This is a genomic window from Bacteroides pyogenes (assembly GCF_014196225.1).
Lineage (GTDB): Bacteria > Bacteroidota > Bacteroidia > Bacteroidales > Bacteroidaceae > Bacteroides > Bacteroides pyogenes_A.
In genome coordinates this window covers 129611-152047 of the sequence record NZ_JACIDI010000007.1, presented here as the reverse complement: position 1 = coordinate 152047, position 22437 = coordinate 129611, and the positions used below count along the sequence as shown (strand labels likewise).

15 protein-coding genes, 1 tRNA gene and 1 pseudogene are annotated in these 22437 nt (G+C 46.2%); 8 read left to right on the top strand and 9 right to left on the bottom strand.

Annotated elements, in window-relative coordinates:
* Positions 1–19 precede the first annotated feature (19 nt).
* The 5 genes from GGR07_RS06865 to xerD form a co-directional block, all read right to left on the bottom strand.
* Positions 20–3550 carry a TonB-dependent receptor gene (locus GGR07_RS06865; RefSeq protein ID WP_034543233.1) on the bottom strand — a complete coding sequence of 1177 codons (3531 nt, stop codon included), beginning with the start codon at positions 3548–3550 and terminating at the stop codon, positions 20–22.
* A gap of 65 nt (positions 3551–3615) precedes the next feature.
* Positions 3616–4623, bottom strand: coding sequence for a FecR domain-containing protein (locus GGR07_RS06860; protein ID WP_034543232.1), 1008 nt, complete (start codon positions 4621–4623; stop codon positions 3616–3618).
* Positions 4624–4758: 135 nt separating this feature from the next.
* A complete protein-coding gene (locus tag GGR07_RS06855) occupies positions 4759–5346 on the bottom strand; it encodes an RNA polymerase sigma-70 factor (protein WP_034543231.1) in 588 nt (195 codons plus the stop codon).
* A gap of 225 nt (positions 5347–5571) precedes the next feature.
* Positions 5572–7266, bottom strand: coding sequence for a tetratricopeptide repeat protein (locus GGR07_RS06850; protein WP_021644248.1), 1695 nt, complete (start codon positions 7264–7266; stop codon positions 5572–5574).
* A gap of 597 nt (positions 7267–7863) precedes the next feature.
* A complete protein-coding gene (xerD, locus tag GGR07_RS06845) occupies positions 7864–8814 on the bottom strand; it encodes a site-specific tyrosine recombinase XerD (protein ID WP_034543230.1) in 951 nt (316 codons plus the stop codon).
* A gap of 145 nt (positions 8815–8959) precedes the next feature.
* On the opposite strand from xerD, the gene aroQ reads away from it, so the two are divergent.
* The 6 genes from aroQ to GGR07_RS06815 all read left to right on the top strand — a co-directional run bounded on the left by aroQ (position 8960) and on the right by GGR07_RS06815 (position 14297).
* Positions 8960–9376: a type II 3-dehydroquinate dehydratase gene (gene aroQ, locus GGR07_RS06840; protein WP_034543243.1), complete on the top strand. Its 417-nt coding sequence runs from the start codon at positions 8960–8962 to the stop codon at positions 9374–9376.
* A 511-nt stretch (positions 9377–9887) separates the two neighbouring features.
* The gene (pyk, locus tag GGR07_RS06835; RefSeq protein WP_034543229.1) at positions 9888–11345 is read left to right on the top strand and encodes a pyruvate kinase; all 1458 of its coding nucleotides are present in this window, start codon (positions 9888–9890) and stop codon (positions 11343–11345) included.
* 49 nt (positions 11346–11394) lie between these two features.
* Positions 11395–12072, top strand: coding sequence for an O-methyltransferase (locus tag GGR07_RS06830; protein WP_122056432.1), 678 nt, complete (start codon positions 11395–11397; stop codon positions 12070–12072).
* A 49-nt stretch (positions 12073–12121) separates the two neighbouring features.
* The gene (rbfA, locus tag GGR07_RS06825) at positions 12122–12454 is read left to right on the top strand and encodes a 30S ribosome-binding factor RbfA (RefSeq protein ID WP_021644255.1); all 333 of its coding nucleotides are present in this window, start codon (positions 12122–12124) and stop codon (positions 12452–12454) included.
* The gene (locus GGR07_RS06820) at positions 12451–13677 is read left to right on the top strand and encodes an FtsX-like permease family protein (RefSeq protein WP_021644256.1); all 1227 of its coding nucleotides are present in this window, start codon (positions 12451–12453) and stop codon (positions 13675–13677) included. The genes rbfA and GGR07_RS06820 overlap by 4 nt, the downstream gene beginning before the upstream one ends.
* A gap of 140 nt (positions 13678–13817) precedes the next feature.
* Positions 13818–14297 carry a hypothetical protein gene (locus GGR07_RS06815; RefSeq protein ID WP_021644257.1) on the top strand — a complete coding sequence of 160 codons (480 nt, stop codon included), beginning with the start codon at positions 13818–13820 and terminating at the stop codon, positions 14295–14297.
* Positions 14298–14739: 442 nt separating this feature from the next.
* Here GGR07_RS06815 and GGR07_RS06810 read toward each other — a convergent pair whose 3' ends face one another.
* Together GGR07_RS06810 and GGR07_RS06805 are read right to left on the bottom strand one after the other, a co-directional pair.
* Positions 14740–15750 carry a 2-oxoacid:ferredoxin oxidoreductase subunit beta gene (locus tag GGR07_RS06810; protein ID WP_021644260.1) on the bottom strand — a complete coding sequence of 337 codons (1011 nt, stop codon included), beginning with the start codon at positions 15748–15750 and terminating at the stop codon, positions 14740–14742.
* A 3-nt stretch (positions 15751–15753) separates the two neighbouring features.
* Entirely contained in the window at positions 15754–17604 is a 1851-nt protein-coding gene (locus GGR07_RS06805; RefSeq protein ID WP_122056433.1) for a 2-oxoacid:acceptor oxidoreductase subunit alpha, read from the bottom strand.
* 209 nt (positions 17605–17813) lie between these two features.
* Here GGR07_RS06805 and GGR07_RS06800 point away from each other — a divergent pair.
* Together GGR07_RS06800 and GGR07_RS06795 are read left to right on the top strand one after the other, a co-directional pair.
* Positions 17814–17885 (top strand) — tRNA-Arg (locus GGR07_RS06800).
* 623 nt (positions 17886–18508) lie between these two features.
* Positions 18509–18706: a hypothetical protein gene (locus GGR07_RS06795; RefSeq protein ID WP_021644263.1), complete on the top strand. Its 198-nt coding sequence runs from the start codon at positions 18509–18511 to the stop codon at positions 18704–18706.
* A gap of 270 nt (positions 18707–18976) precedes the next feature.
* Here GGR07_RS06795 and GGR07_RS06790 read toward each other — a convergent pair.
* A pseudogene (locus GGR07_RS06790) lies at positions 18977–20176 on the bottom strand (serine hydrolase domain-containing protein); the annotation flags it as partial.
* Positions 20177–20907: 731 nt separating this feature from the next.
* The gene (locus GGR07_RS06785) at positions 20908–22380 is read right to left on the bottom strand and encodes a sodium:solute symporter (RefSeq protein ID WP_034543228.1); all 1473 of its coding nucleotides are present in this window, start codon (positions 22378–22380) and stop codon (positions 20908–20910) included.
* Between the last annotated feature and the right edge of the window lie 57 nt (positions 22381–22437).

Below are 22437 nucleotides of genomic sequence, written 5' to 3'. Positions count from 1 at the left end.
ATTCTTATTCATTTAAGGTTTACAATGTGATATTAAAACCGAATGACACGGTACGGAAAGCAGGATAATCCCATCTCAGAGTCTCTGGATCTATGCCTTTAGGCAGAGAAGAGAATGTAGCCAAGTTTTCTACACTGACGAATGCTTTCAACTGAGACAAGGAGAGTTTCGAGGTCCATACTTTGGGGAAAGTATATGCCAAAGTCATATTCTTGATTCGGAAATACGAAGCTTCTGACAAATATTTGTCAGAAGGGCGGTAGTTAGAACCCTGGTTCCCATAGTTGCCATAGATACGCGGAAACTCCGCATTCGGATTCATAGGAGCGTAATTGCCGTTAGCGGCATCCACCGGTTGCCAATAATTCCCCAAGCCTTTATATAAAGGAATAAATTTATAGTCCGAATACATCGGAAAAACCAAGTTGTTAGCAATCCATGCATCTCTCCTACCCGTTCCCTGCATGAATATATTCAAATCCAGACCTTTATAGTTGACTCCTAAATTAATACCGTAAAGGTAACGCGGGGTTGTGTTACCGATAACCTTACGGTCGCCCGGATTATTTAATGTATTGTCACCACTTGAAATCAGGTTCGTTCCCCTGTCGTCGTCCATCAAGTTTTTAAATTTAACATCGCCCGGACGAGGGTTATAACCGTCGATACTGGGAACACCGTCTTTCAACTTCCACGATGAAGTATCAACGAAATCGTCTATATTGTAAAAGCCGTCGAACTCATATCCCCATATTTCACCCAGGTCCTTGCCTTCATAAAAGTCCCAAAAAGTATAGGTTCCACCTGTTTGCGCATTTCTACGCTGGCTACTTAAGATATAAGACGAATTACTGTCATATTTCGTAATTTTCGACTTATTGTCCGAGATATTCAGACCGATGCGGTAACCGACTTTACCAATCCGGTCACGGTAGTTCAAACTCAGCTCCCAGCCGCGTGTACGCATATCTGCCGTATTCTGATAAGGAGCATCGGCGCCTACTACGTCCGGTAGCTGCATACCCGGGGCGAGCATTCCATCCGTATTGCGCTGATACCAATCGAATGTTCCGGTAAAGCGATTGTTGAACATGGAGAAGTCAAGCCCCACGTCTACTGTACCTACTTTTTCCCAAGTAAAATTGTTGCTTACCAGTGAAGGAATGGAGGTAATCGCTGTCACACGGTTCCCATCAACCAGCCATCCGTTATACTTATTGTTTACGCTCATGGTCGGAATGAACGAATAAGCCGGTACATTCTGATTTCCTATCATACCGTAAGAAGCACGTATTTTCAATGCTCCTAACCAACTTTGAATATTTTCCATAAATTTCTCCTGAGCTACATTCCACCCTAACGAAACGGAAGGGAAGAACCCGAAGCGAGAATCTTTGGGGAATTTGGAAGAGCCGTCGTAACGCCCGTTTACCTCCATCAAATATCTATCCATGTAATTGTAGTTTACCCGGAAGAAACCACCCCGTACAGAATATTCATTGTATTGATCGACAGCCCTCAAAGTAGAAGTTCCCGAACCCAATGAAGGAACTTCAATAACTGCCTGTCCGTATGAAAGAGCCTCCATTAGTTCGCTATAGCTCGATTCCTGGTTAAAGCCTGCCATTATTTTGAACTTATGGTCGCTTAGCTGAAAATCATACGAACCATAAAGATTGATGGAGTTATAATCGGTATATCGTTTTGTCTTTTGCAGATAGTCGTTGGTGGGCGTAACGTCTCTCCCTCCCTGCACGGTGGTATAAGCCACACTCCCTGTATACCAGTGATAATCATATATATTCTTGTCATAAGTATACTCGAATATAGCTTCGAATCCTTTAAACGGCTTGAAAATAGACTTCAAAAAGATACGAGGATTATCATATAAGGTCTTGGCCGGATTAGACCAGCGGATTTGATTAGAGGGAGTGAAAAAAGGCAAATCATCCGAAACCTTATCCGACATGCCTTTCGGCATACTTCCTTCGGGATAGAAAGAAGCCAGACGAGTTGAATAAACAGCCCCTAAAGGCGACCTCGGCTCCAAATTCTTACTATGCGCATAGCTAAATGTACCCTCCTGAGTAAGCCATCCGGTTATATCCGTAGAAATAAACCCGCTCACATTCATACGCCGATACTTATCTTTATCTGTGATAAGCACGCCATCATGATTGATATACCCTGCAGACAAGCGATAGCGCAATTTATCCGTACCGCCCGTCATAGAGATATTGTGGGTCTGCTGAAAGCTGGTTTCAAGCATGTTTTTCACCAGATCTTTCTCATTCAGATAGTACACAGCGCCATCCGCATCTTTATACAAGCCATCGCCTTCGACCTTTATTGAAGAAGGATTGCTGCGGTATTGCTCCAAATAACCTAACCATTTACTTACGCTTGGAGCCCCGATGGTCCAGAATTGATCACCCGCTGCATGGGAATACGCTTTCAAGTAATCGGTCAGAGGAGCTTGTTCGGGCAAATTGACAGCAGAGGCAAAAGCAAAGTTATTGTTATAATTTAATTGGAATGTGGTTGCCCCCTTGGGACGTTTGGTAGTAACCAAAATAACACCGCCGGCGGCACGTGCGCCATAAATTGCGGCGGAAGCTGCATCTTTCAATACGGTAATGGTCTCAATATCTTCCGGATTAATCAAATCCAAATCACCTTCTACGTTATCAATCAGAACCAGAGGTTTGATGGTTCCGCCATAAGAACCGTCGGCATTCTTAATACCTACCGAATAAGCACCCCGGATCTGGAAAGATTTGCTTTTTTCGGGAGCATTGCCGTTACTGGAAATAAGCAACCCCGACACTGTCCCTTGCAAAGCGTCGGCTGCTTTAGACAACGGGCGGTTGGCCATCACTTCATCCATTTTCACAGAAGCGACCGCACCGGTCAGATTGGCTTTCTTTTGCGAGCCGTATCCCACTACCACGACCTCTTCCAGCGTTTCGGTATCTTCGCTCATGATTACCTGAATGACTTTTGTATCGCTCACCATTATCTCCTGAGTTTTGTAACCGATATAGCTAACCTGTAACTTCACCGGAAATGAAGTAACCTCCAGAGCGAACTTTCCGTCAAAGTCTGTAATAGTTCCATTGGTCGACCCCACCACTATGACAGATGCTCCGATAATCGGCTCTTTTGAGACATCGAGTACCTGCCCCGTTATTGTGCCTTGCTTCACCTGCCGGGGAGTATAAACGGAAATTTGCTTCTTATCCACTTCGTAACGGATATTCTTTCCCGCAAACAAAATTTCAAGCACTTCTTCCACGCTCTTATTCTCTACATCGATAGAAATCTTCTGATTAATATCGACATCGTTATTACGAACTAAAAAAGAATAACCCGTCTGTTTCTCTATCTCCCGAAAAACAACGCTTAAAGACACAGAACGTTTTTGCATGGAAAACTTAGAGTGTTGTACAGGCAATGCAGCCATAGCCATATTTCCCCATAGCAACAATGAAATAATCCAGAACAGAGGACTGCAATGCCCTCTGCAAATTTTACAGAAGTTTTTTCTCATACTTAGAATTTTTAGTTAACAATATTATAAGTTTTATTGCTTTCAGTTGTTTTTTATCTCATTTATTATCTGTCTGTGATGGTAATTGTTTTTCCTCTTTTTTTGCAAACGAACTTATTATCTACATCTAATAAAGAAAGGATTTCGTCCAAGGTCAAATGAGCGTCTATGCTTCCAGAGAAATATTCGTCATACACTTTCTGCGACCGGACTTGTATCTGCATATTATGTTTTTTCCCAACAGCCTGTAATATATCGGATAGTTTTTCATTGATAAATACCAGACGACCGGTAGTCCAAGCTGTTTGCAAAGCTGCATCTGTTTTTTTCATAGACAATCGCTTCTCTTTCTTATTATAAACAGCCTGTTCGTTAGGCAAAAGAAATATGTTTTTGCTTGCTTCGGAATCGGTAAAAACACTCACATGACCTTCTACCAAACTTACTTTAATTTCGGGATCATCAGGATAAGAAGTAACGTTAAACGTAGTACCAAGTACTTTTACATTTAATTCGCCTGCATGGACAATAAAAGGTTTTTCTCTATTTTCAGCCACTTTAAAACAAGCTTCGCCCGATAGATAAACCTTCCGGTCGGGTTTATATGGCAAAGCGGCATCGTACTTTAAAACAGTGCCTCCATTCAGAAAAACCACCGTACTATCGGGCAACAATAGCTTGGACGTAGAACCCTCGGGTACTTCTATTCGGCAATAAGACACCGGAGTAGGAGCGGGGTCTGTGGAACGGAATACGTATAAGAAAATGCCGCATCCGATAAGCAGCACCCATACAGCGACCGCACTCCATACTCTTAGCCTGCGTGAAAAAGTTTGTTTGCGGGAAGAACGGAAGTTCAGTATATCACGCAATTGCTCAAAGTTCTGTTTTTTTCTTTGTGCAAACCAAGTCGAAGACGCCAATGCGTAGGCACGTGACAATTCACGATATTTTTCCCTGCAAGATTCATCTTCTTTCAACAATGTTACCAGTTTCTGCATATCTTGAGGATCGATATCGCCTTTCAGATAATCCAGCATTATTTGTTCGAATTCATCTACCGGAGCGCTCATGGCGTATAATAGATTTAGAGTTACCTATTATATAATACACGAGTAACAGGCAAAACATTTAGGCAGAAACCGATTTATTTTATCGTTTTTGAATATTCCGCATAATTTCCTTAATCAGCAATGCAGTCTCGACACTTAGAAAAGAAATAATAATAAGATTCCTATTCGTGCACCCATTTTATCTTTTATCTTGTCCATGGCATTTTTTACATGCACCCTGACCGTATTGACCGAAATGTTATTCTTCTCCGCTATTTCCTGAGGAGTTAAATTAGCATAGAGATATTGCTCAAAAATAAATCTGCATTTGTCCGGAAGAGAAGATATGAGATCACGGACTTGACGCTCCAAATCCGCCAATTCGATTTCCTGTAAAGGCGAGCATTCCGAAACACAGTATTCTTCTTGAAATTCAAATAATGCTTCACGATATTCGTCGAAAACTCTCTCCCGGCTATGAAGCGAACGGAGATAGTTTAAGCATCCGTTCTGAACTGCCCGTGTAAGATAACCATGGATCGGGAAAGACAACTCGCCGCGCTTAGACCATATCTTGACAAAAGTTTCGTTCACAATATCCTGCGCTTCGATAGAGTTGAAAATATAAGAATTGGCACACGTACAAAGATAAACAAAGTAACTGTTGTATAAGACCTCAAAGGCTTTTTCATCTCCTTTGTTTATTTTTTCAATCAGAAATTGATCTACAGTACTTCTCTGCATTTTGATTCTTAAAAGTTTAACGTTGCAAATATAGTCTTTTTTTTAAGTTTACTGTATTCATAGACAAGACTCCCCGTTAAAACTTTTGAGTGAAATAAAAAAAGCTGTCCTCTTGAACTACACTCCAAAATTTGGCAACTAAACTTTTGGAGTGTAGTTCAAGAGGACAGCCTCATAAAATTTCATTCTCTTCTTTTTCTTTCCGTAATCAGAAGAGCAAATATGTCATCGAACCAGGCTCATGAATGCGGAGTTTGTGAAGTATCTGGCAAACTCCAAGTCGGTAGCTGCTTTTTTAGCCAATGAAGGATCTTTGGCAATAGCGCTCTTCAGACTGCCGGTAAGCATGGAAATATTGTTGGTTCTTGCTCCTAACACAGCCATCAGATAGTCTGTGTAAGCATCGGGGCTTTCTACGTTTGCCAGTGTGTTTTTGGCTTTGTTGTAGTCTTTTGCCAAGATTTGGGCCAATGCCGCGCTGTTTGTTTTAGCATCGCCGAATGAGTTTACGGCTCTCTCGTACTGACCTTGAGCGACGTACAGGTTACCCATCGATTCGCCCAGCTCTTTGGCGCCCGGAGCCTTGCCAAAGTAAGTTTCGGCAGCGTTTTTGTCACCTTTCACCAGCGAAACCAAACCTAAGTTCATGTTCACCTCAGGAGCGGCATTGAGGCTTTCGGCTTTTTTCAGGAAAGATTCTGCCTTGTCGATTTTGCCTTCTTGATAAGCAAGTTTACCAAGGTTGTTATAAGCACGGTAGTCGTCCGGGAACTGCTTGGTAGCCTGAGTATAAATTGCTTCCTTTTTAGCTTTCTCGTCGGTCAGCGTAGCTGCGTAGAGTAGCTCCTCAACAGTCAGCGACTTGGGATTGGAAGCTGCCAGCTTGGCAATTTCTTCGTCAGACTTGCCGATGATTTCGTAGTTCAACGTCAAGCGAGAGCGGCGCAATTGGGGAAGAATTTCTTCAGCCAGATTTTTATACACGGAAGAGATGTTCTTAATTTCCTGTTCTCTCTGATCCGGATCTTTATACATAGACAGCACACGCAAAATCAACTCTTTGTCCTGAATATTGGATTTTGAAACAAGCTCCCGGAATCCTTCCCAGTCCTGCGCCGTATATTTGGCGTCTACCGGAACATCGATTTTAGCTTTCTTCAGGTCTTTGCTCAGCATTTTAGCAGTGTTGCTTTCACGGTTTTCCGCCAAAGCCGTGTTCAGGCTCACGCCACCGTCGGGAGAAGCGTATGCCGAAACTTCGATATTGCTGATTTTCTTATTGGCAGCCCCGTGCACATTAGACACTTCTTTATTGAAATCCTTGGCTTTTTTCAGTTCGCTGGAACGGATGTTGGCTTGCTGGATAAGGAACATGATGTTTTCATCGTGTTTCTCTTTGATGATACGTTGGAAAGCATCTTCGCCCAAAGCGGGATTAGCGCTGCCCAATGTATTGTTTACCAGTTCGGAAGTAGAGATTACGCCGTCGGCCACTTTCACGGCAGGAATAGCGAACTCCTTACCGCCGATTCTGGCTTTGAATTGAAGGTAAAGCTCAGACTTAGCCATTTCAGGCACATAGTCGAACGAGGTCTTCAAAGTGTAGTTGCCGCCCATCTTATAAGAGATGGTACGGCTGTTTCCTTCCACCCTCTCGCCTTGGAACATAACAGGCTGACCTTTGGCTTCGCCGCCTTTCCATTTCAATACGGGAGTTACTTCTACGACCGCTTTCTTATTGAAATACTTTTCAGGGAATTTACCATTGATGGTTGCAGGAACTTTGCCGCCTACCGCCTCCAGCACTTGCGGAGTAACAGTGAAATAATCGGCAGACAATTCACCCATTTTCTTGCTGCAGGAAGATACCAGAGCAACAAACATTGCCATGAGTAAGGGCAAGTACAACTTCTTCGTCATTTTTAGGTATAAATTAATTGGTTTATAATTGTTTTTCGTCTATTCGTGTGCTTCTCCCGGCTTTGTGGAGAAAGTAAGGCAAAGATATTAATTCTTGATGCAAAAGTAAGGTGGGTTCTGTGATTTTACCAAATTTTAAGTACTGAGTTTACTAAAAAAGCCTTTACTTTCTCATCCATGAAATAACCGCCCCTATGAGGATACTTGCCGGTATCGATACCTGTACCGGTTGTTAGGCGACAAGAAAATAATTGCGAAAAGCACTTCCATATGACACAATTCTGAATAGTTATATGGACCTTAACAAGAATTCCGGAGGCATACGTGCCGGAGCAATGAAAGCTAACCCTTTCGCAGGGCAATCTCATGCAGGTAAAAGATAAGCTTCATTCCTGATGTGGCATGACAAGTGATAATATTCCTGACGGACCTCCATGCGATTAAAAACCTCATTCCCAAAAAGATTTTCGCATTTTCCTAAAAAGAGCTCTATCTTTCTCTATGCGATTTTTACGCAGGTGCATATTTTCCCTGAGGCAAAAGGGAACGTTTGAGGCAAAGCGACGAAAGTGTTTGTCGCGAACAAAACGGCCCTGTTTATTTCACTTGCTCTCTCCGGTACTTGATGTTGCGCGGATGGTGTTCGATGATTTCGCTGCGAAGCATTTCACGGTCGATGTGCGTATAAATCTCCGTTGTCGCAATGGATTCATGGCCGAGCATACACTGGATGGCACGCAGATTGGCTCCTCCTTCGAGCAGATGTGTGGCGAAAGAATGGCGGAATGTATGAGGGCTGATGTTCTTGGTGATGTTTGCCTGCACGGCAAGCTCTTTGATCAGATGGAAAATCATGATTCTGGAAAGCGATTTTCCGCGCCGGTGGCTCACAAAGACGAAATCTTCGTATCCCGGTTTTACTTCAATGCCGTTGCGGTCGGAGAAATAGAGCCTGAGTTCGTGTATGGCGCGTGGCGAAATGGGAACCAGCCGCTGTTTGCTTCCTTTTCCCTCCACCTTGATAAACCCTTCGTCGAGATAGAGGGCGGATAGTTTGAGGTTGACAAGCTCCGACACACGCAGCCCACAACTATAAAGTGTTTCCAGAATAGCCCTGTTGCGCTGTCCTTCCGGTTTCGAACGGTCGACGGCGGAGATAATGGCGTCTATCTCCTCCACCGATAGCACTTCGGGCAACTTAAATCCGATTCTGGGAGATTCCAGCAATTCGCTCGGATCAGCTTCCAGATAATCTGCCATAAGAAGAAACCGGAAAAAAGACTTGACTCCCGATATGATACGTGCCTGAGAGCGGGCATGAATGCCGATATCGTGCAATCCGGCGGCAAATCGCTGGAGATCTGCCAGGCATACTTCTAGAAAATCAATACCCTCCAAAGTAAGAAAGCTCATGAGCTTGTCCAAGTCCGTCAGATAAGCTTCCAGTGTGTTGGGAGACAAACCTTTTTCTAATTTCAGATACTCCCTATACTTTCTGATTATCAAGGCTTGTCGTTCCTTATTTCTCTTTTTTTTATTGATTTCCATTTCTTTTTTTTACCTTTGCCTCGCAAAGACAGACTGTACCTTGCTGCATATGGGCAAGATTTGTTGCTCCGCTTCATTTGCACTATCTTTGCACCTTGAAATATTGTTCTTCGATACAAAGGTATCAAAAAAACAGGATTGCGCGATGAGGATACAAATTATTAACGGCCCAAACATAAATCTGTTGGGAAAGCGTGAACCTTCCGTCTACGGAAGCGTTACATTTGAAGACTACCTGAAAGAGCTTCGTAAGAGGTATGCTGACGTGGAAATCGACTATTTTCAATCGAACATCGAGGGTGAGATGATAGACTGCATTCAGCGGGTCGGATTCGAAGCAGACGGAATTATCCTGAACGCAGGGGCTTATACACACACCTCCATCGCCTTGCAGGATGCCATCCGGTCTGTGACGTCACCGGTAATCGAAGTGCATATATCCAATGTGCACAGCCGTGAGCCTTTCCGACACATTTCGATGATTGCCTGCGCTTGCAAAGGAGTGATTTGCGGATTCGGGCTGGACTCTTACCGCCTCGCGATGGAGGCATTCAAAGGGTAGCAACGGAGATTCTTCGGCACAAAGACGGAGCTTTTAGAATCGGTGTATAAAAATTCAGGAGATAGCCGGAATGAATTTCCCGGTTTTATAGCCCAAAAAGGAAATAGAAGCAAGTAATTTTCAGGAGTAGGCGGAAAGGTTTATCAAGCTGCATAACAGAAAGATAAAATCTCTGGAGGTGAAAGGAATAACTTTTTGCCTGTATGACAAAGGTGAGAAAACATCAATCGGCGAGCTTCAGAAGCAATCGGAATAGCTTTTATTGAAATATTTTTGAAGCCTTTGCAGCCGAGTCATTAGTACCAAATATGATGAAAAATCTTTGGTTACCCGTTGGAAGCGCATTGTCAATCTGTTGGGAGGCTACTGTCTACAAACGATCTCAAAAGCCGGAAGTAAGCTTTTACATAGGTTGTCTGCAAGCGTAAAAAGACAAACTTCGTTATACGGTAAAGGCTTTTACTCGAAGAAGAAAAGATAAATGTAATATATAATAATAGGTATAAAGATTATGTTATTGAAACAAACAAAAATAGTGGCGTCTATCTCAGACAGACGTTGCGATGTAGATTTTATAAAGGGGTTGTTCGAAGCCGGAATGAACGTTGTGCGGATGAATACCGCACACGCAAGCCGCGAAGGATTCGAAACCCTGATTGCAAACGTACGTCAAGTGTCCAACCGGATTGCTATCCTGATGGATACCAAAGGTCCGGAAGTGAGAACAACCGCATGCGCCGAACCTATCGCCTACAACATAGGTGAAAAGGTGAAGATTGTGGGAAGGCCGGAACTGGAAACCACCCGCGAGTGTATTTCCGTTTCTTACCCGAATTTTGTAAACGACCTGAATGTGGGGGGAATGATTCTGATTGATGACGGAGACCTCGAATTAGAGGTAATCGATAAAAGTATCGACCACCTTCTTTGTGAAGTGAAGAACGAAGCTACACTGGGCAGCCGCAAAAGTGTGAACGTGCCGGGTGTACGCATCAATCTGCCTTCGCTTACGGAGAAAGACCGCAACAACATCTTGTACGCCATTGAGAAAGACATCGACTTCATCGCCCACTCGTTCGTGCGCAATCGCCGGGACGTACTTGACATCCGGGAGATTCTCGACGCACACAACAGCGATATCCGCATCATCGCCAAGATCGAGAATCAAGAAGGTGTAGACAACATAGACGAAATTCTCGAAGTGGCCGATGGAGTAATGGTAGCCCGTGGCGACTTGGGCATCGAAGTTCCGCAGGAACGCATTCCGGGCATCCAGCGTTTGCTCATCCGCAAATGTATCCTTGCCAAAAAGCCGGTGATCGTTGCCACGCAAATGCTTCACACGATGATTAACAACCCGCGTCCCACACGCGCCGAGGTAACCGATATCGCCAATGCCATCTACTACCGCACAGACGCGTTGATGCTGAGCGGCGAAACGGCTTACGGAAAATATCCGCTCGAGGCAGTGAAGACCATGACCAAAGTGGCGGCACAAGCCGAAAAGGACAAAATGCAGGAAAACGATATCCGAATCCCTCTGCCCGAGCACGGTGACGACGTGACGGCTTTCCTTGCCAAGCAGGCTGTGAAAGCTACGTCAAAACTTAAAATACGGGCTATCATCACCGACAGTTTCAGCGGACGCACTGCACGCAACTTGGCAGCTTTCCGCGGAAAGTTTCCGGTGCTCGCCATCTGCTACAAGGAGAAGACGATGCGCCATCTGGCTCTCTCGTATGGCGTAGAGGCTATCTATATGCCTGAACTGGCGAACGGACAGGAATATTACTTCGCTGCGCTACGCCGCCTCCTTAAAGACGGACGCCTGAAACCGACGGATATGGTGGGCTACCTGAGCAGCGGCAAGGCAGGCACTCAGACTTCGTTCCTCGAAATAAACGTGGTGGAAGACGCTCTGAAACATGCCGAAGGAACCGTGTTGCCCAATAAGAACCGTTACCTCTAACCTGGCAAACAGTTTTTTTATTTATCGTCATCAAGACATTTAAAACGATATGAAGGAAACCGAATCTATCGACGAATATATTTTAAACCACATCGATGCGGAGAGCGAGTACCTGAAGGCGCTTTACCGCGACACGCATGTGAAACTGCTCCGTCCGCGCATGGCGTCCGGACATCTGCAGGGAAGGATGCTGAAAATGTTCGTGGAGATGATTCGCCCCCGCCGGATATTGGAAATCGGAACGTATAGCGGATACTCTGCCCTCTGCCTTGCCGAAGGATTGCCTGAGGGTGGAATACTGCATACGTTCGAGATAAACGACGAACAGGAAGACTTTACACGCCCGTGGCTCGAAGGTTCGCCGTTTGCTGATAAAATCCGTTTTCATATCGGAGATGCATTGGAGCTTGTGCCTCGTATGAACCTGACTTTCGATCTGGCCTTTATCGACGGCGACAAACGAAAGTACATCAAGTATTACGAAATGACGCTGGCTCATCTCTCGGAAGGAGGATACATCATAGCAGACAACACGCTCTGGGATGGGCATGTGCTGGATCTGCCGCACCCGACCGACATGCAGACCATTGGTATCAAGGCGTTCAATGATTTTGTAGCAGCAGACCAACGGGTAGAAAAGGTGATACTCCCGCTGCGCGACGGACTGACGATTATCCGGAAGAAACCCGCGATGCCGGGTAGTTCTCCTCTAAACGCCCGTGAATGATAGTGAAAATAAAATATAAACACCCAAACAACGATTTATAAACAAACTTATGGAAACAACCAGACAAAATAAGATTGCCCGCTTGCTGCAAAAAGAGTTGAGCGAAATGTTTTTGTTGCAGACGAAAGCCATGCACGGAACATTGGTATCGGTGAGCGCCGTGCGCATCAGCCCCGACATGAGTGTCGCACGTGCGTATCTCAGCGTGTTCCCTTCGGAAAAGGCGGAAGAGATGGTGAAGAACATGAACGACAACGTGAAGTCGGTACGCTATGAACTCGGCACACGTGTTCGCCACCAACTCCGCATCATCCCCGAACTGAAATTCTTTGTGGACGACTCGTTGGATTATATTGAAAAGATCGATTCGTTGCTGAAGTGAACCTCCCCTTCTACATAGCCCGACGGTATCTCTTTTCGAAAAAGAAACACAATGCTATCAATATCATTTCGGGCGTATCGGTATGCGGCGTAGCTTTGGCTACGCTGGCACTGGTATGCACGTTGTCCGTCTTCAACGGATTTCAGGATATGGTGGCAGGATTCTTTACGGCTTTCGACCCGCAACTGAAAATTACCGCTCGTCGAGGAAAAGTATTCGATGGCAGTGAAGAGCGTATCAGGGCGGTCTGCGCGCTTCCGGAAGTGGAGGTGTTTACAGAAACGCTCGAAGAGAACGCGATGGTGCAGTACAAAGATCGTCAGGCGATGGTGGTACTGAAAGGAGTGGAGGACAACTTCGAACAGCTTACGGCGATTGACAGCATTCTGTATGGAGCCGGACAATTTATGCTTCACGACTCGGTGGCGGATTACGGAATCATGGGTGTAGAGCTGGTATCCACACTGGGCACGGGACTGGAGTTTGTCGATCCTCTGCAAGTATATCTGCCCAAACGCAACGCGAAGGTGAACATGGCAAATCCCGGCGCCTCGTTCAATCGCGATTATCTCCACTCGCCGGGAACAATTTTTGTGGTCAACCAGCAACCGTATGACAGCAAGTACATATTGACTTCGCTCGGGTTTCTCCGTCGCATGCTGGATTACACCACAGAGGTTTCCGCCATCGAGCTGAAGTTGAAGCCGGAAGCAAACACCTCTACCGTACAGGCAAAGATAGAACAGATGCTGGGAGAGGAGTTTCTGGTGCAAAACCGTTATCAGCAACAGGCCGATGTGTTCCGTATCATGGAAATAGAAAAACTGATTTCTTACCTGTTTCTTACTTTCATCCTCGCCGTCGCCTGCTTCAACGTCATCGGTTCGCTCTCGATGCTGATTCTGGATAAGAAAGACGATGTGGTGACACTGCGCAGCTTGGGAGCGGACGACAAACTGATTGCGCGCATCTTCTTGTTCGAAGGGAGGCTCATCACTGCTTTCGGGGCTGTTGCCGGCATCGTATTGGGATTGCTTCTCTGCTTCATCCAACAGAAATTCGGTCTCATTTCATTGGGCGAAGGCACGGGTGCTTTCGTTGTAGATACATATCCGGTAAGTGTACATGCGTGGGATGTAGCCCTGATCTTTATCACTGTGCTGGCGGTAGGTTTTCTCTCGGTCTGGTATCCGGTTCGCTACCTGAGCAAGCGGCTTTTGTGAGTTTTCTATAAAAAACACGAAGCTGTACAAAATAAATCTGAAAAATCTTTGCTCTTTCATTGCGAAATACATACAACATAATATTTTTGCGCGATATTTTTTCAATGCGATCAGCATTAACGTAAAAAGAAAAAACAAGAATGAAAAGATTAGTATTAGGATTCGCTCTGGCAACAGCACTGACAGGAACCGCAAATGTGTATGCAGCAGATCTTGCAAACAAAGCTGATAATACCGAATATACTTCCGGCAAAGACAGCAAAAAAATGCAAGCAGACCTCGACCTGCTGAAAAAGCAGGAGAAAGCGAAAAAGAAACAACTGAAAGCTGCCAAAAAAGAAGAACAGGCAAAGAGGAAACAAGAGAAAGCCATGCAAAAGGCTGAAAAAGCAAGAAAAAAAGCTCAAAAAGAGAGATTGAAAGTTCAAAAAGCCATAAAGCAAGCAGAAAAGACAGCTAAAAAGGCAGAAAAAGCAGCAAATAAAGCAGAGATCAGCTCTCAAAAGCTGATGGAGGCGGAAAGTTCCAACCAAAAAGAAACAAAGGCTTTTGAAGAGCTGCAAAAAAGCGACCGCCAGCAGCCTCAGGAAGATAAATCGATAGCGAACAACCACCAATAGCGAACAGAAATCTCCCACAAAATGACCCGCCGGGAAAGCCGGCAGGCATTAAGAGAGATACCATACAATAAGGAAAGCGTAGCCCGAAAAGAGATTATTTTCTCATCCGGACTACGCTTTCAAAGCATATCGGGACCGTAAGAATTAGTTCTTTTTAATGCTCACAGGTAGTGTAAATAAACTGTGTCGCTCATTGTTTTTATCTAAAAAGACTCATCGGTCGTGGATCGGCCAGCGCCAAGGCGCGAGACCATCCGTCCCGACGAACTGACACTGTCATTTAACCAATATCAGCTTTCACTCCACACCGCTTTAAAAAACAGAGTTCTTCGTTCCCAACTCTTCAATGAGCAATAAAAGACCCGAACCTGATACCGATGCGACCACCCGGATTATCGTTTACACGGATATAAATCAGCATCGCAAAACATCAAAAAAACTCTTACTCTACTTCCCACGTATCGTTAGTCATCAACAGTTCCTGAAAGTTGTGATACTTCTTTTTGCCTTTGACCTCTTCGATTTGCCGGCAAATAGCATCATTGTACGTAGGAGCTTCTACGTTGCGAATAACACCCAGCGCGATAGGGAAATCGGGGCCTTCCATCAGTGCCAGCTTCAGCTGAAGCGTGTTGTCCTGACAGTGAGCGTCGTGCACCAGAATATCTTTCTCCGTGACGCCGTTCTCACCCAGTTTCACCACTTTCAGGCCAAAACCTTCCTGCATCAGCCCGAACTCTTTGTTCTCACCGAAAAGCATCGGCTTGCCATGTTCCAGATAGATGGCATTCTTCATGCGTCCTTCTTTGGTGGCTACGGCAGCATGCGTTCCGTCATTGAAGATCACGCAATTCTGAAGAACTTCCACTACCGAAGCGCCTTTGTGCAGGGCAGCAGCCTTCAACACTTCCACCGAGGCAGGGCCATCTACGGCAATACAGCGCGCGAAGAAGCGTCCGCGTGCCCCGAACGTTAGTTCTGCGGGACGGAAGGGGTCTTCTACTGTACCGTAAGGTGATGACTTGGTCACCAACCCTCGCTCGGAAGTAGGAGAGTATTGCCCTTTCGTCAGTCCGTAAATACGATTGTTGAGCAGAATCATATTCAGGTCGATGTTCCGGCGAACAGCGTGAATGAAGTGATTGCCCCCTATAGCAAGACCATCGCCGTCGCCGGAGATTTGCCAAATAGTCAGATCAGGGTTGGCCACCTTAGCGCCTGTAGCCACCGCCGCTGCACGCCCGTGAATGGTGTGGAAACCGTACGTATTTACATAATAAGGCAGGCGGGAAGAGCAACCGATGCCCGAAATTACAGCCGTCCGATAGGGAGGAATGCCCAGCTCTCCCATAGCTTTATGCAAGGAGTTTACAAAAGCGTGGTCTCCACATCCCGGACACCAGCGGGGCTGTCCGAATTTAAAATCCTGCATGGTATATACTGTTTCGCTCATCTGTTATTCCTCCAATAATTTAGTGAATGTATTTATCAATTCTCTCGCAACGAAAGGTTGGCCTTTCACCTGATTGAACTGCCGTATGTTTAATCCGGGCACTTTCATGCGAAGATATCCGGCAAATTGTCCCAGATTCTGCTCGGCTACAATGATTTTCTTGTAGCGACGCAGCACATCGGGCGCATTCTTCGGCAGCGGGTTGATGTACTGAAAATGGGCAAGCGCAACTTTCTGCCCGCGTGCGCGCATAAAGTCCATAGCCAGGCGGAGATGTCCGTAAGTACCTCCCCATCCCACAATCAGCAGGTCGGCATCTTTATCTCCCAAAACCTCCAGTTCGGGTATCGAGTCGGCAATCTTTTCTACCTTTTCACGCCGCAGGTGAACCATTTTTTCGTGGTTTTCGGGTTCGGTAGAGATAACGCCTGTTTCGCTACTCTTTTCCAGACCGCCGATGCGGTGCGTGAATCCTTCCGTTCCCGGCACTGCCCAGTAGCGTACGCCGGTCTCTTTGTTTCTCAGATATGGAGTCCAGCTTCCCGCCATATCGGGGGTAACATATGGAGGACGGATGGGAGGATATTTTTCCAGATCGGGCAATTTCCATGCTGCGGAACCGTTTGCAACAAAGGCATCGGTCAGTAATATCACAGGAGTCATATGTTCCAACGCTATTTTAGCCGCCATATACGCTGCATCGAAGCAATTGGTGGGCGATGTTGCCGCGATAACCGGCATCGGACTTTCGCCGTTTCGTCCATAGAGCGCCTGCATCAGGTCGGTCTGTTCCGACTTGGTGGGCAGTCCGGTAGAGGGTCCACCGCGCTGCACGTTGATAATGACCAACGGCAGTTCGGCGATAACGGCAAGATTCATCGCTTCACTTTTCAGGCAGACACCCGGCCCGGAAGTCGTAGTCACCGCCATGGCTCCTGCAAAAGAAGCTCCCACAGCCGACGCGCAACCTGCAATTTCGTCTTCGCATTGCACGGTTTTCACGCCAAGCGATTTGTGTTTGGCAAGTTCGTGCAGAATATCCGTAGCCGGAGTGATGGGGTATGACCCGAGATATAGCTCCATCCCCGCTTTTTCGGCAGCGGCAATCAGTCCGTAGGCCGTTGCCTTATTACCGTTGATATCGGTATAAAGCCCTTTCTCTTTGAGCGATGCGCTTTCTATCTTATAAGTAGAGACAGAGGCGTGGGTATTGGCTCCGTAATTGTATCCGTCGTTCAGTACCTTGATGTTGGCTTCGGCAATTTCCGGTTTCTTGGCGAATTTCTGGCGGAGCATCTTTTCCGCCGTCGACAGATTGCGGTTGAAGAGCCAGCAAACCAATCCGAGCGCAAACATGTTTTTACAGCGCAGAATCGTTTTGTTATCCAGCCCCGAATCTTTCAGGCTCTCTTTGCACATGGACGAAATGGGGACCTCAAGCACCTCTTGCCTGATGCCCAGCTCCTCAAACGAATTTTCAGTCATGAATTTGGCTTTCTCAAGCTCTCTGGGTGTGAATGAGTCGGAGTCTGTGATAACCAATCCATTAGGTTTACAAAACTGGATTTGTGTTTTCAATGCGGCGGGATTCATCGCTACCAATACGTGGCAACGGTCGCCCGGCGTATATACCTGACCGGCACCCACATGTATCTGGAAGCCTGAAACTCCGGTGAGCGAACCTTGCGGAGCGCGAATGTCTGCCGGATAGTCGGGAAATGTACAGATATCATTTCCCACTGTAGCCGACACGTTCGAGAAGATGTTACCGGCCAGCTGCATGCCATCGCCGGAATCGCCGGAGAAACGTACCACTACTTCCTCCAAATTCTTTACCTTCATTTCGTCTGCCATAATTTTGAATTACTATAGTTGATTTTAAGATTAAAAAATACTCTAAAAAGGCGTGTGTAAAGGTCGGAAAGTTAATCGAATTTTCAAAATAAAAAGCTCTTTATTGGCATGAGCAACCAAAAGATTTAATCTTACCGGAAGGAAGGTGTAATTTTATTCTTGCTAAATCGAGAGAAACCGTTATCTTTGTGACCGAAATTAAAGAAAACGGCCTTGTAGTTCAACGGATAGAATAGAAGTTTCCTAAACTTTAGATAGGGGTTCGATTCCCCTCGAGGCTACTTCGGAGATGAAGCGTTTTTTATTTCATAATCCTGCATACATCGGATAAGCCATTTTTCAAGAAATGGAAAGCTTCCGGGCTTATTTCTGCGTCAAACACATGCTTTCACTCATATACGGCCTGACATCCGCCGGAGTTAAGTTCATCCTGCGGTAAATCTCCGGCATGAAGTCGGCCATCTCTTCCCCCACATCCGCCGGAGTTAAATTCACCGGCAGAGCAGACGAATCGATACCATACTTATAATCAAATAGTTATCATCTACATCTTTGGATATGCTTTACCATCAAGATATACATATATACTTAGCGTGGTGAGTATATATGGCTACCGCGGTGAGTATATATGGCTACCGTGGTGAGTATATATGGCTACCGTGATGGGTATATATGGCTACCAAGGTGGGTATATATGGCTACCAAGGTGAGTATATATGGCTACCAAGGTGAGTATATATGGCTACCGTAGTGAGTATATATGGCTACCAAGGTGGGTATTCACGACTCTGGAATTGTATATTGCTGTCGCCGTACATTTGCACTGTTACTCGTTTTAAATTAACATTGTCTTCAATACAGGAAAAACAAACATGGAACATAACTCCTGATTAAAATTTGAGATATGACATACATTGGAATCGACATCAGCAAATCCACATTTGTGGCGGCATTTCCATCAAGAAGCAGCTACCGCACTGAAACATTCAGGAATGAAGCTAAAGGCATTTGCAAGTTCATTGGCAAGTTGTCGGCAGACACACCTCATTGTATGATACAGACTATCGGCAATTACGGTTTCTGTTCCTTTTTACCTTCTTGATCGAGCAGGCATAGCAGCAGGCCTTGTCAACCCCCAAAAGAATAAAGAATTATTCACGGGTGATGATATCGATAACAAAACCTATGAAATGGCAATGCACATTTTACCCGAATTTGCAATCAGCATCCGCAGAGAGATTCTGCCTTCCTTACAGCAAGTATTCATGCCGCATCGGCAAAGAATGAAGAATTGCAATTATAGGTATTCTTTGCCAATGCGAAAGTGCACTTCGGCCAACGTTACCTTTTTGAACCATACTCAGGGACGAATGATAGAAGCCGCCACGGCATTGGCTACGAGCGAACGCAGACGGACCACGCTATGATTATCGGTGGGATGAACTACATTGGCAAGCAAAATAACGGAAGTGTCGCTCTCGGGATCGATGATAAGCGAAGTACCCGTATATCCCGTGTGTCCATAAGTCTGCGGGCCGAAAAGATCGCCTTTGTTCGAAGCATAGGGACTGCTGTTGTCCCATCCCAGCGCACGACCGAACAAAGCGGCTGAGAGAGGAATGTTTCGCATGGCCCTTACACCCAGCGGGCTAAGAATACGGCGTCCTTTCCATACTCCGCCATTCTGCAAGGCGGCACAGAGGATCGCCAGATCGCCGGCACAGGAGAAAAGACCTGCATTGCCACTGACTCCTGCGTTCATCACACGCGCCAGCGGATCGTGTACCTGTCCGCAAAGCACATCTCCTGTCTCGGTCTTCTCCGTAGGAGCGATAACGGAGAGAGGAATGGACGCGTCTGACCGGGGGCGTCCATCGGCATTCAAAGGCATATAGTCGGTGTGCTTCATGCCGAGAGGACGGAATATATTGGCAGAGGCAAATTCGCGCAGCGACTCGCCCGACACGTGCTCTATGACATGTTGCAGGGTAATGAAGTTCAAACAACTGTAACGGCAATCGGTCTGCGGCTCGAACTCTCGCCTGCATGCGGCAATGTAGTGCATCAGGCTGTCGGGATTGGGAGCTCCGTATTTCTGTACGAGCATGTTCACCGAAGCGTAGGCCGGAAGCCCCGAAGTATGCGTCAGCAAGTCCACAATCCGTATGCTCCGCTTCTGGCGTCCGTCATTGCTGTTCCATCCTTTAAACCCCGGAATGTAACGTTCCACAGGATCGAGCAAACGCAGTTTCCCCCGTTCTATCAGAATCATGGCTGATATGGCGGTAGAAACGGATTTGCTGCACGAAGCCAGATCGAAAACCGTATTTACGCTCATCGGTTCTGTGTAAGGATAAACACGCTTATTCCCGTAAGCCTTGAGATAAGCCATTTTACCATGCCGCACCACCGCCAGCACAGCTCCCGGTATCTCTTTATCGGCAATGGCTTGCTCAATCGCCTCATCGGCATACCTCAGACGGAGCGCATCCATTCCTGCCGACTTGGGTGAAACACGCGGCAAACGTTGGGCTGTGAGCTGTGAAGGATAAACGAAGGCAAGCGCAAGGATACATGCGAAAAAAAACGGCAAACACCTGAGGAAAGGGCCTGAACCACGCTCAAGCCAACAATAGAGTCTATCGCGAACAGAGGCAAACGTACTCTTCAGCAGAGGAAAGACGCAAGTTGACACGAGCGACTTAAGCCGTTGTCCGAACCTGAGGGCAAACGCACTCTTCAGCAGAGGAAAGGGGGAAGAGCAGGAACAGGCAGTATTGTACCTGTATGAAAGCATCGGCATATACGAGCGAGAAACAGGAAAGGCATGAAGGCGGGAACAAGCGTTGTTGTACGGAAATAAACCGTCTTGGGCGAGATTTCGCTCAACAAATGCGAATGAAGCAAAACGGTTGATACATGTTTTCATAAAAGCGAAATAATGGTTTTAATTTATATTGTATACCACACCCAAAGGCCCTTCTAACGGAGAAACCTTATATCTCATAGCAATCATTTTATTGAAATGAAAATGTTTACACCCGAAGGTTCTTCTAACGAAGAAACCTTATACCGGTAGCGCCACTCGCAGAAACAGTAAAACGGCAATATATCTGCATCTAAACTTTCCTTTTCATCACGGATATTTCATACTTTATCCGTTAGTTTTCGGTTTGGTAAATTCGCATAAAGGCATTCGTTTCCGATAATTTTGCCCGGAAGCTTTCTTCAGCGATGTGGATTACGATATTATCCGGTGGTTTCCTTCGCTTCCATCGGCATCACTCTCAGCATCCTGCTTCATCACACCTCCCGCAGGTTCTCCCGCACGGTTTCTCCCTGTTTGATAAACAGGCACAAGCCCAGAAATGTGAAAAATGCGTTGAACAACAGCAGCTCATAGCTGAACCGGTAGCCTCCGAACCACGCTTCGGAATTGAGCTGCAACACCAGGCATAGCAGCGGAGAAACGATAGCGACAAGCGGAATGTAACGGTCGCGCACCTGCCGTTTGGTGAAAATGCCGAACGCGAACAGTCCGAGTATGGGGCCGTAAGTATAACTTGCCAACGTATAAACGGCATCGATAACGCTCGTATTGTTGAGACTGTTAAAGACAAAAATAGTAACTCCCATCAACACCGCCATCGCCACATGCACGCGCTTCCGGGTGGAGGTCAGCGCTTCATCGCTCTTGCCTTTCGCGCCAAGAATATCAATAGTAAACGAAGTGGTGAGGGCTGTCAGCGCCGATCCGGCTGCCGAATAGGCGGAAGAAACAAGCCCGATAATGAATAGCACTCCCACAAACACAGGGAAGTAGTCTCCTGTGGCAATCATGGGGAACAGCTCATCGCCTTTCTCTACCGTCACCCCCTGATCGGCGGCAAAGAGATAGAGCATCACACCCAGCATGAGGAACATCAGAATGACTACGAACTGAAGGCAGATGCTGACAACCATATTCTTTTGGGAGTCTTTCGAATTCTTGCAACTCAGGTTACGCTGCATCATATCCTGATCCAATCCCGATATGGCGATAGTGGTGAATATTCCCGCCAAAAACTGCTTGAAGAAGAATTGCCTGTCGTTCACGTCGTCGAAGAAGAAAAGACGCGACATGTCGCTGTCGGCAATAGCTCCCAGCATCTCTCCGAAAGAAAGCCTGAGCTCTCCGGTGATATAATAGATGGTGAGTCCCACCGAAACGACAAGGCATAGCGTCTTGAACGAATCTGTCCATATCAGCGATTTCACGCCTCCCCGGAACGTATAAAGCCACACCAACAACACGGTAATCGTCACGTTCAGCAAGAAGGGAAGACGCAACGGATCGAACACGAGCAATTGCAGCGTAAGGCAGACCAGAAACAGGCGGACAGAGGCGCCCAGCATCTTCGAGACAAAGAAGAACCATGCCCCCGTTCGGTACGAACGCATTCCGAAACGATTTTCAAGATACTCGTATATCGAAACCAAGTTCATTTTATAGAACAGAGGAACGAGCACGTATGCGATGACAAGCTGCCCCACGATGAATCCCATCACCATCTGCAAATAACCGAAGCCGCTGCCTGCTACCATACCCGGCACAGAAATGTAAGTGACTCCCGATATGCTGGCCCCGATCATGGCAAAAGCGACAACATACCACGATGATTGCCGATTGCCGGTAAAGAAACCGGCATTGTCGGCTTTCTTGCCTGTGACATACGAGATAGCGAACAACACAATAAAATAGACGGCAATGGTGATAATGACAGATAGTGGTGACATGATATTTCGACAAGTATAATTATGGTATAAAATGATTCAGTTACGTTTGTTTCTCCG

Coding starts and splice junctions, on each gene's coding strand:
- GGR07_RS06815 (WP_021644257.1), top strand. CDS start 13,818: ATGAAAAGATTAGTATTAGGATTCGCTCTGGCAACAGCACTGACAGGA.
- pyk (WP_034543229.1), top strand. CDS start 9,888: ATGTTATTGAAACAAACAAAAATAGTGGCGTCTATCTCAGACAGACGT.
- GGR07_RS06850 (WP_021644248.1), bottom strand. CDS start 7,266: ATGACGAAGAAGTTGTACTTGCCCTTACTCATGGCAATGTTTGTTGCT.
- GGR07_RS06830 (WP_122056432.1), top strand. CDS start 11,395: ATGAAGGAAACCGAATCTATCGACGAATATATTTTAAACCACATCGAT.
- GGR07_RS06810 (WP_021644260.1), bottom strand. CDS start 15,750: ATGAGCGAAACAGTATATACCATGCAGGATTTTAAATTCGGACAGCCC.
- rbfA (WP_021644255.1), top strand. CDS start 12,122: ATGGAAACAACCAGACAAAATAAGATTGCCCGCTTGCTGCAAAAAGAG.
- GGR07_RS06855 (WP_034543231.1), bottom strand. CDS start 5,346: ATGCAGAGAAGTACTGTAGATCAATTTCTGATTGAAAAAATAAACAAA.
- GGR07_RS06805 (WP_122056433.1), bottom strand. CDS start 17,604: ATGGCAGACGAAATGAAGGTAAAGAATTTGGAGGAAGTAGTGGTACGT.
- GGR07_RS06795 (WP_021644263.1), top strand. CDS start 18,509: ATGACATACATTGGAATCGACATCAGCAAATCCACATTTGTGGCGGCA.
- GGR07_RS06865 (WP_034543233.1), bottom strand. CDS start 3,550: ATGAGAAAAAACTTCTGTAAAATTTGCAGAGGGCATTGCAGTCCTCTG.
- GGR07_RS06860 (WP_034543232.1), bottom strand. CDS start 4,623: ATGAGCGCTCCGGTAGATGAATTCGAACAAATAATGCTGGATTATCTG.
- aroQ (WP_034543243.1), top strand. CDS start 8,960: ATGAGGATACAAATTATTAACGGCCCAAACATAAATCTGTTGGGAAAG.
- xerD (WP_034543230.1), bottom strand. CDS start 8,814: ATGGAAATCAATAAAAAAAAGAGAAATAAGGAACGACAAGCCTTGATA.
- GGR07_RS06785 (WP_034543228.1), bottom strand. CDS start 22,380: ATGTCACCACTATCTGTCATTATCACCATTGCCGTCTATTTTATTGTG.